The organism is Bacteroides sp., assembly GCF_029057325.1.
Classification (GTDB): Bacteria; Bacteroidota; Bacteroidia; order Bacteroidales; family Bacteroidaceae; genus Bacteroides.
This window is the reverse complement of sequence record NZ_JAICZW010000169.1, coordinates 1-8,936: the sequence shown is the minus strand read 5'-3', so window position 1 is coordinate 8,936 and position 8,936 is coordinate 1. Positions and strand designations below refer to the sequence as shown.

7 protein-coding genes are annotated in these 8,936 nt (G+C 49.8%); 3 read left to right on the top strand and 4 right to left on the bottom strand.

Features of this window, described 5'->3' with window-relative positions:
* Together K2G43_RS11580 and K2G43_RS11575 are read right to left on the bottom strand one after the other, a co-directional pair.
* A partial coding sequence (locus K2G43_RS11580) for a multidrug efflux RND transporter permease subunit (RefSeq protein ID WP_300155363.1) occupies positions 1-3,102 on the bottom strand: 3,102 nt, incomplete at its 3' end.
* Between the two features lie 7 nt (positions 3,103-3,109).
* Positions 3,110-4,306 carry an efflux RND transporter periplasmic adaptor subunit gene (locus K2G43_RS11575; RefSeq protein ID WP_300155360.1) on the bottom strand — a complete coding sequence of 399 codons (1,197 nt, stop codon included), beginning with the start codon at positions 4,304-4,306 and terminating at the stop codon, positions 3,110-3,112.
* A gap of 1,705 nt (positions 4,307-6,011) precedes the next feature.
* On the opposite strand from K2G43_RS11575, the gene K2G43_RS11570 reads away from it, so the two are divergent.
* Genes K2G43_RS11570 through K2G43_RS11560 form a run of 3 tightly spaced genes read left to right on the top strand, consistent with a single transcriptional unit; the run spans position 6,012 to position 7,703 of the window.
* On the top strand, positions 6,012-6,281 hold the full coding sequence (locus K2G43_RS11570; protein ID WP_297643519.1) for a hypothetical protein: 270 nt from the start codon (positions 6,012-6,014) through the stop codon (positions 6,279-6,281).
* A 1-nt stretch (position 6,282) separates the two neighbouring features.
* Positions 6,283-6,837 carry a 1-acyl-sn-glycerol-3-phosphate acyltransferase gene (locus K2G43_RS11565; RefSeq protein ID WP_300155356.1) on the top strand — a complete coding sequence of 185 codons (555 nt, stop codon included), beginning with the start codon at positions 6,283-6,285 and terminating at the stop codon, positions 6,835-6,837.
* Between the two features lie 14 nt (positions 6,838-6,851).
* Positions 6,852-7,703 (top strand): nitrilase family protein, encoded by an 852-nt coding sequence (locus K2G43_RS11560; RefSeq protein WP_300155353.1) that lies wholly within the window; start codon positions 6,852-6,854, stop codon positions 7,701-7,703.
* On the opposite strand, the gene K2G43_RS11555 is transcribed toward K2G43_RS11560, so the two are convergent.
* Both K2G43_RS11555 and K2G43_RS11550 read right to left on the bottom strand, forming a co-directional pair.
* On the bottom strand, positions 7,681-8,382 hold the full coding sequence (locus K2G43_RS11555; RefSeq protein WP_297643523.1) for an SIMPL domain-containing protein: 702 nt from the start codon (positions 8,380-8,382) through the stop codon (positions 7,681-7,683). The genes K2G43_RS11560 and K2G43_RS11555 overlap by 23 nt on opposite strands.
* Positions 8,383-8,398: 16 nt before the next feature.
* Positions 8,399-8,936, bottom strand: a 538-nt coding sequence (locus K2G43_RS11550) for a glycosyl hydrolase 53 family protein (protein WP_300155348.1), incomplete at its 5' end; no start/stop codon positions are given.

The window sequence follows — 8,936 nt, the reverse complement described above, 5'->3', positions numbered from 1 at the left end:
CTTAATTTTCCCCCTCACTTTCGCCTTCGCCTTATAGATCAGCACAAAGAAGAAGGGCACCAGCACGATGCCGAACACAATGGCAAATATCATTCCGAAGAAGACTCCCGTGCCAATCGCCTGGCGACTTGCCGAACCCGGACCGCTGGCCAGCACCATCGGCAGCATGCCCAACACGAATGCCAGCGAAGTCATCAAGATAGGACGGAACCGAAGTTGGGCGGCATGGATGGCCGATTGTATCAAATCGCCCCCCTTATCCACCTGCACTTTGGCAAACTCCACAATCAGGATGGCATTCTTTGCCGCCAGTCCCACCAGCATGACCAGACCTATCTGGAAATAGATATCGTTCTCCAATCCACAGACCACCACTCCCAAATAAGCGCCCAATGCCGCCACCGGCAAGGAGAGCAATACAGCAATGGGTACCGTCCAACTCTCATATTGCGCTGCTAAAAAGAGGAACACGAACAGAAACACCAGCGTCAGCACAAGCCCCGTCTGCCCTCCGGCTTTCTTCTCCTGATAAGAGAGACCGCTCCACTCCAGGCCAATGTTGTCCGGCAAGTGGCGCTGGGCAATCTCTTCCATCTTCTCCATCGCCTGCCCGGAACTGTAGCCCTGTGCGGCAGAGCCTCGGATGACAGCCGTGGTAAACATATTGAAGCGTTTGATGCTGCCCGGTCCGGTGGTGTAAGAAGCATTTCCCAAAGCGGTCAGCGGAATCATCGCCCCGTCTTTTGCCTTCACGAAGAAGAGGTTGATGTTATCCTTGTGTTCCCGATAAGGGGCTTCCGCCTGGATATATACTTTGTAGATACGATTGAACATGTTGAAATCGTTCACATATACCGAACCCGTATAAGCCTTCATGGTAGAGAACACATCTGCCAAAGGCACTCCCAACATCTTCACCTTATCGCGGTCCACGTCAAAATAGAGTTGCGGAATTTCCGATTGCAGTGAGGAGGAAAGTCCCGTCAGTTCCTTCTGCTGCCGGGCATAGTACATCAGCGTGTCCGCCGCCTGCACCAGGTCATCGAAGGTGGCATCGCCACGCGCCTCCAGCTGCATCTCGAAACCGCCCGAACTGCCCAACCCCGGAATCACCGGCGGTGTGGAGAGATAAACCTTGCATTCGGGATATTCCTTGAACTCCTGCTCCACCTTCTCCATAATTTTATCCAAAGAAATCCCCTTGCGCTCCTCCCACGGTTTCAGGATAACCGTCAGCTCACTGCGTGCCTGGTTGCTGCCCACACGGGGGCTACTACCCGTCACGTTCTGTATATAGGCGACATACGGATTCTTCTCCAGATATTGCACGGCACGCTCCGTCACCGCTCGGGTCCGTTCCAGGGTTGCCCCTTCCGGCAGTTCCAGTTCCACCTTGAAGTAACCCTGATCTTCGGCCGGCAAGAAGCTAGTGGGCACCAGCCGGTGGATGATAAAAATGGCAACCAACACAACTCCGAATGCACTCATCAGACGGCGCGGATTTCGGAGGACACGGTTGATGACAGCCACATACTTGCGGTTCCCTATGTTCAGCCACGCGTTGATTTTGCGGAACACGATGTTTTTCTTCTTGCCGCTGTCAGGCTTCAAGATGAGCGAACACAGCACGGGACTGAGCGTCAAAGCCACCACCGTGGAAAGCAGTACGGAGACAGCGATGGTGATGGTGAACTGGCGGTATAGCTGTCCGGTGATACCGCTCAGGAAGCTGACCGGCACAAACACGGCGCAGAGCACCAGTGAGGTGGCAATCAAAGCGCTGGTCAATCCGTTCATCGCCTTTTTGGTCGCTTCGTAAGGAGACAGCTTTTCGGTCTCCATGAGATGCTCCACATTCTCCACCACCACAATGGCGTCATCCACCACAATGCCGATGGCAAGAATCAATCCAAGCAAAGTCAGTATGTTCAGTGAGAAACCGAAAATAAGCATGAAACCGAAGGTACCAATCAGGGAAATGGGTACCGCCACAACCGGTATCACCGTCGCACGCCAACTTTGCAAGGAAAGAAATACGACCAACACGACCAGCACCAACGCCTCGAACAACGTCTTATACACTTCGTGAATGGATTCGGAAATATAGGTAGTCATGTCAAAAGGAATCTCATAACTCATCCCTTCGGGGAAATTCGCACTGATTTCCTTCATGGCATCCTTTACATTCTCAGCCACCTCCATGGCATTGGACCCGGGCAACATATAGATGCCAAGCACCGCCGCATTCTCACCATTAATGCCACTCTCCGTGCTATACGAAGAGGCTTCCAGCGAAACACGTGCCACATCGCGCAGCCGGATGACAGACCCGTTAGCATTGGCGCGGACCACGATGTCCTCAAACTGCTTCACCGAACTCAGGCGGCCCTGTGTGGTGATGGGAATCGTAATGTCAAGCCCCTTGACCGGCTGCTGCCCCAGCACGCCTGCGGCAGATTCCCGGTTCTGGTCCTTCAGGGCATTCTGCAAGTCCTGCACGGTCAGTCCGAAATTGGCAAGCTTGTCGGGCAACGCCCATATCTGCATGGCGTAATAGCGGCTGCCGATATTGGACACACGCCCCACCCCGGGAATGCGCCGCAACAAGTCGAGCACATTGATGGTGGCAAAGTTGCTCAAATAGATTTCATCGAACTTCGGATCACTGGAGGTCAGACAGATAGTCATCAGCTGGCTGGGTGCCTGCTTCTCTACGGAAATGCCATTCTGTATGACTTCGGCAGGCAGACGGCTCTCCGCCAGCTTCACGCGGTTCTGTATCTCTACGGCAGCCAGATCGGGGTCGGCAGACACATCGAAAGTGACCGTAGCCGAGAAGCCGCCGGAATTGGAACTGTTGGACTCCATGTAGAGCATCCCCGGAGTACCGTTTATCTCCTGTTCGATAGGAGTCGCCACCGCCTGCGAGACAGTCAGCGCACTGGCTCCCGGATAGGAGGCACTGATTTTCACCACGGGTGGCGTTATCTGCGGATATTGGTCTATCGGCAGCATGGTCAACCCAATAATACCGACAATAACAATCACAATGGAGAGTACCGCCGAAAATACCGGACGGTCTATAAAGAAAGAGACTTTCATGGCACTGTTACTTTATGGGGTTAGTATCTTTGGTAGGAGCAGGTGCAGGTGCCTGGGCACGTACCTTCATGCCCTGAGACAATTTATGGAACCCTTCGGTCACCACTTGCTCACCGGTTATCAATCCTCGTTCCACCACCCAATGGTTGCCAAACTCGGGACCCAATTCAATGAACCGCTTTTCCACGGTAGAGTCTCGGCGCATGGCAAAGATGTAGGCACCGCCCTTCTCTATCGTCACCGCTTTCTGCGGAACCGTCACCGCCCCTTCGCGAACGTCCAGCAGCAACTTCACCCGCGTAAACTGCCCCGGTAGCAACACCCGGTCGGGGTTCGGCATTTCCGCACGCACAGAGAAGGTTCCGGTCTGTGGGTCCACTTGAGGTTCGGCAAAATCCACATATCCTTTGTAAGGATAAACGGTATTGTCAGCCAACGTAATCGTGATGTTCGGCTGCCAGGAACGTGTGGAGTCTTGACGGCCTATCTCGATATTGCGCTCTTTGCTCTTCAGATAGTCCAACGCCGTCATGCTGAAGTCCACCAGCACCGTATCGCTCTTCACGATGGTAGCCAGCAACGACTTGCCGCCCGGTCCTACCAATGTGCCCAAATCCACGTTCCGCTCACTGATGTGCCCCGACAGCGGAGAGCGTACCAGCGTATATCCCAACTCCAACTCCGCCTGGTCCAAATCCGCCTGGCTCATCGCTACCGAAGCCTCTGCCGTCTCGTAGGCTGCCTGCGCATTGTCCAGATCCAACTGGCTGGCAGCATTTTGCGCATAGAGCGGGCGGATGCGTTCCAAATCGCGTTTTGCTTTCAGAGCCTGCGCCTCGTCTTTTTTCAGTTGCGCACGGGCTTTGTCGGCCTTCGCCCGATACTGGTCCTGGTTTATCACAAAAATCACCTGGTTTTTGGAGACATACGTCCCTTCGGCAAAAAGCATTTTCTCCAGATAGCCTTCCACGCGGGCACGGACCTCCACAAACTGCTGGGCGCGGATGCGTCCCACGTACTCTCCGAATATCTCCACGTCTCCCTTTTCTACAGGTTCCACAATCACTACCGGCATTTCCGGCTGAACCTTTTCCCGCCAAGTCAGAAGAAAATAGCCGGCCAACAACAGTGCCAGACACGCCATCGCCAACAACACTCTCTTCTTCTTGAATTTTCTCTCTTGTTTCATAAAAAATAGTTTCATGCTTATTCGTTTTCTTTATTAAACCCTGTTTCTTTTTTGTAGAACAACTCCGAGGCCAAAAAGTTCCGGCTTTTTCAAGAAACACCATACATCGCTATGTATCAGCAAGAAAGGAGATATAAACGACAGATACCGGCGAAGGCTTCCCCACCCTGTGTTGGGGAAAATATCCACAAAAGTGAGGCTTTAGTCCACAACAAAATCATCCTACAGAAGAGACCTGCGCATCTGTGCAAACAAAAACATGGTCGCCACTCTTCGGAAACATTGCCACTTGTAAACAAGAACATCCTTGCCACCGTACAGAAACATTGCCGAAAAAGGGAAGCGGAAAAGGCGGGAATAATGGAGTCGGCGATACAAATCCATACTACCAGTTGATTGATGTCGCAGTATTGAAGGCCTGCATATATGTAAACATTTCTCACTTACCACATTCGCTTCAGGGTTCACCAAGGTTCAGGGTTCACCTTTGCCCCTTCCTACAGGCACATTTTTCTTATAAAATACTATATATAAGTATGTTACATTCAAATATTCACTTTCAGCATTCATAGAAAAAGATTCTAAGAAATCTTCAACGGCCTTGTCACTATAAACATTTATATACAAAACAAAGCAAAAAAGAAACGTATTGTTCCACAGGTTAAACAAACAATGAAACAAATTTAGTTCATCACTCCGAATATCGGATGCCCCCCCAAAAAATTGGCTCATCCGGAATTTGGAGTGATAATCGGGTTGAAAGCCCGCTAATGATAGAAAGCGTCATTGCGCGCCGTCACTCCAACTATCGGATGACCCCAATTCTTCGATAAATTTAATCATTTTTTAGGACATATTTTACCTCTCACACTCCCTGTTTTCACTGAAATAAAGTTCAAAGGTGAACCCTGAACCTTGGTGAACCCTGACCCCTTTCGTATTCCTCACAAACAACATACAGCACAGTGATAATCAACGCTATACAAAAGCACAGTTTTTTTCCTCCGTAAAATGCAGCACAGCATAGCATACGGGATGTAGCGCGAGAAAAACACGCTTTCTCATTAGAAAATTATTTACTAGCACCTATTGATTGAATGAAAGGCTCATCCGGTATTCGGGATGATAGTCGGGCTTCCAGCCCGCCAATAACAGAAAACGGCATCGCATCCGTACCTGAAATCATAACAAGATGTTAGTGCTGACAAGGTTTCCGGACAGCCTCCCCCTTCAACTCCTGCAAATGAAAAAGCCGTGAACACTCTACACGGTTCTTTCATTTAGGACTTGCACTTATTTTCAGCCGCGGAATTGAGCGGATAAAGCGGATTTTATTTTTATCAGCTGAATATACAATCCGCCCAATCCGCTAAATATGCGGGTAACTATTCACCTATCGTGGCATATATAACGTATTCATTTTCAATGTAGGGATGCACCCCGGTGCATCCGAAATGCCAGCCGATGGCATGCAAATAAGCGGCTACACCAAGGTACAGCCCTACAAAGCTGTTGAATTTCAATCAGGTAAAATAGCTGAATAGTTACATCCGCGGCTGAAAAATGAAAAGAAACCGTAAATGAAAAAGCCGTACCGCTTGATAAAATAAAACAGGTAAAATTTGAGTTTTTCCGCAAAGAATGCCTATATTTGCGAATATTATTAACCCTAAGAGGCTGAAACATGGCAAAAACAGCCTCTTTTAAAAACTACAGAATTATGGCAAGCAGAAGAAACTTAAAGAAAAACATTAATTATATCGCAGGCGAATTGTTCACCGAATGTCTCGTAAACAGCCTGTACGTACCCGGAACAGACAAGCAGAAAGCCGATGAACTGATGGCTGAGATTCTGAAGATGCAAGACGAATTCGTAAGCCGCATCAGCCATACAGAGCCGGGAAATGTAAAAGGTTTCTATAAGAAACTTCTTTCCGACCTCAACGCGAAGGTGGACGAAATCATTGATGCAATGGGCAAACTGAAATAAGATGAGGAAAGCCCTTTATAGTTTCGTTTATCATCGCCTTTTGGGCTGGAAGAGCCACGTGACCGTGCCCCATTATGACAAATGTGTCATCTGTGCGGCACCGCACACCTCCAATTGGGACTTGTTTATCGGCAAGCTGTTCTATGGTGCGATGGACAAGAGAGCCAGCTTTATGATGAAGAAAGAGTGGTTCTTCTTTCCGTTGGGACTGATATTCAAAGCCATCGGAGGCATACCCGTGAACCGGGGACGCAAATCTTCATTGGTGGAGCAAATGGCGCAAAAATTCGCTGAAAGCAAGTCGTTCAACCTCGCCATCACCCCGGAAGGTACCCGCAAAGCCAATCCTGAATGGAAGAAAGGATTTTATTACATTGCCCTGAAGGCAAACGTGCCCATTGTACTTATCGGTATTGATGATCCCTCAAAAACCATTTCCGCCACAAAGGTGGTCGTGCCTACCGGAGACTTTAAAAAGGATATACGCGAAATAAAGCTCTACTTCAAGGAATTCAAAGGAAAGCATCCCGAGAACTTCAGTATCGGAAACGTATAAACATCCCCAACCGTATGGATGCCCTGCGAATAAGCATACTGCAAACAGACATTGTTTGGGAAAATAAACAAGAGAATCTCCGTCGTCTCCGTGAAAGGTTAAAAACCCTTTGCGGAACGACGGAGATTGTCGTTTTGCCGGAAATGTTTTCCACTGGTTTCAGTATGGATACCGCCCGTCTGGCCGAACCGGTGGACGGGGAGACCATCCGCACGTTGCGCCACTGGTGCAAGGAATTCCAGCTTGCCATCACCGGCAGCTACATTGCTTGCGAAACGACCGCCCCTGAAACAAATACGGCCTGCTCTCTCCAGGAAAAGTCTTCTCCTGAGAAAACCCTTTCCTTCTTCAACCGCGCTTTCTTCCTCACTCCTGAAGGCGATGCCTGGTATTACGACAAACGCCACCTGTTCCGAATGGGCCGTGAGACGGAACATTTCACAGCCGGCAACCAACGCCCCATCATCTCCTACTTCGGTTGGAACATCCGGCTGCTTGTTTGCTACGACTTGCGTTTTCCGGTCTGGAGCCGCAATACGAACCAGGCATACGACCTGCTGATTTATGTAGCCAACTGGCCGGCCTCCCGCCGCAAGGTTTGGGATGTCTTGCTGCAAGCCCGCGCCTTAGAGAACCAGAGCTATGTCTGCGGTGTCAACCGCATCGGAACAGACCCACAAAAACTGCCGCACAATGGCGGCAGCGTAATCTATTCTCCGAAAGGCAAACTGCTTGCAAGCGTCCCCGATGATGAAGAGGGAGCTGCAACAGCTGTGCTCAACCGCTCCACACTCACCTCTTTCAGAGAGAAATTCCCGGTATGGAAAGACGCGGACAGCTTTTCTATTTCCGCAGATAATAGTTGATGGTGGTGACTACCCGCACACTCTTGATGTAAGGTGTATTGGCATCACGGTCGGAAATGGAGAATTGTCCTTGCGAAGCGTTCCGTATCTTTCCTAACTTGCTGTCCGAATCTTTGGCGAACTTCTCGGCAGAGGCACGCGCATTCTTAGTCGCTTCCTCTATCATTTGCGGCTTGACATCATTCAGGCCGGTAAATTCGTAGGAGACATTGTATCGGTAATCACCTCCGCTGATGGCAATGCCCTGTTTCAGCAGTTCGGCCTGTTCGGACATCAGCCGGCGCACCTTATCCACGTTTTTGGAAGTAACCGTAATGACAGAAGTTGCATTGTAACGATAGGGAATATCGTGATTGCCATAACGCTCGGCGTGCATATCTATCACTTCGGGAGGAGCGATGGATATCTCGTCCTTCATAATTCCGTTGTTCTCCAGAAACGCCACAATAGCCTTGTTCTTCTTCTCCATATTGGCATAAAGAAGGGCAGGATCATCGCCAATGTCCTTATACATCAACGGCCAGACAACCTTGTCGGCAGGCACTTCCATCTCCGCCAACCCTTTCACGGTCACAATGCGTTCCTTGTCTTTGAAGTCATTGATACCGTTTTTTATCATTGCGCCCAGCATAACGATACCGATTGAAAGAATAATCGCTTCACTTTTCAAATTTTTCATACGCTCATTATTTAAGTTACTTAAAAGCATCCATAATCGCCGTGGGACGTCCCTCTTCGGTAAAGGCACCTAACCGGTATTGACTTGGCTTGCATTCCGGCTCCCAATAGAATACCCCTTTGCAACGACCATCGGTGTTTTCTTTACACTCTTTCAGAATAAGTGCCAACTGGCGTTTGCCTTCGGCGAGAACAGAGGTGCTTGCCAGATTGCCCTGGTCATCGGCACACTCCATACCGGTCTCTACCACCATGACATCGCAATTATACTTTTTGCTCAACGCCTTGATGTTATTGATGCAATCTGTAATAACGGCATCGGCATTCGCATACCCGGGCTTGTCATTGCGCGACCAATAGGGATAGAGCGACATGCCTATCATGTCCCACTTGCCACCGTTCTTCTTCAGCTCGTCAAAGAACCAGTTGAACAAACTGCTGTCCCATCCGTTGTCAAGGTGAACAATCACAATGGCATCGGGGCATACCGACTTCACGGCCTCATAACCGGTAGCGATGAAAGCACCGAGGTTCGCCCAGTTCTTGGGATATACC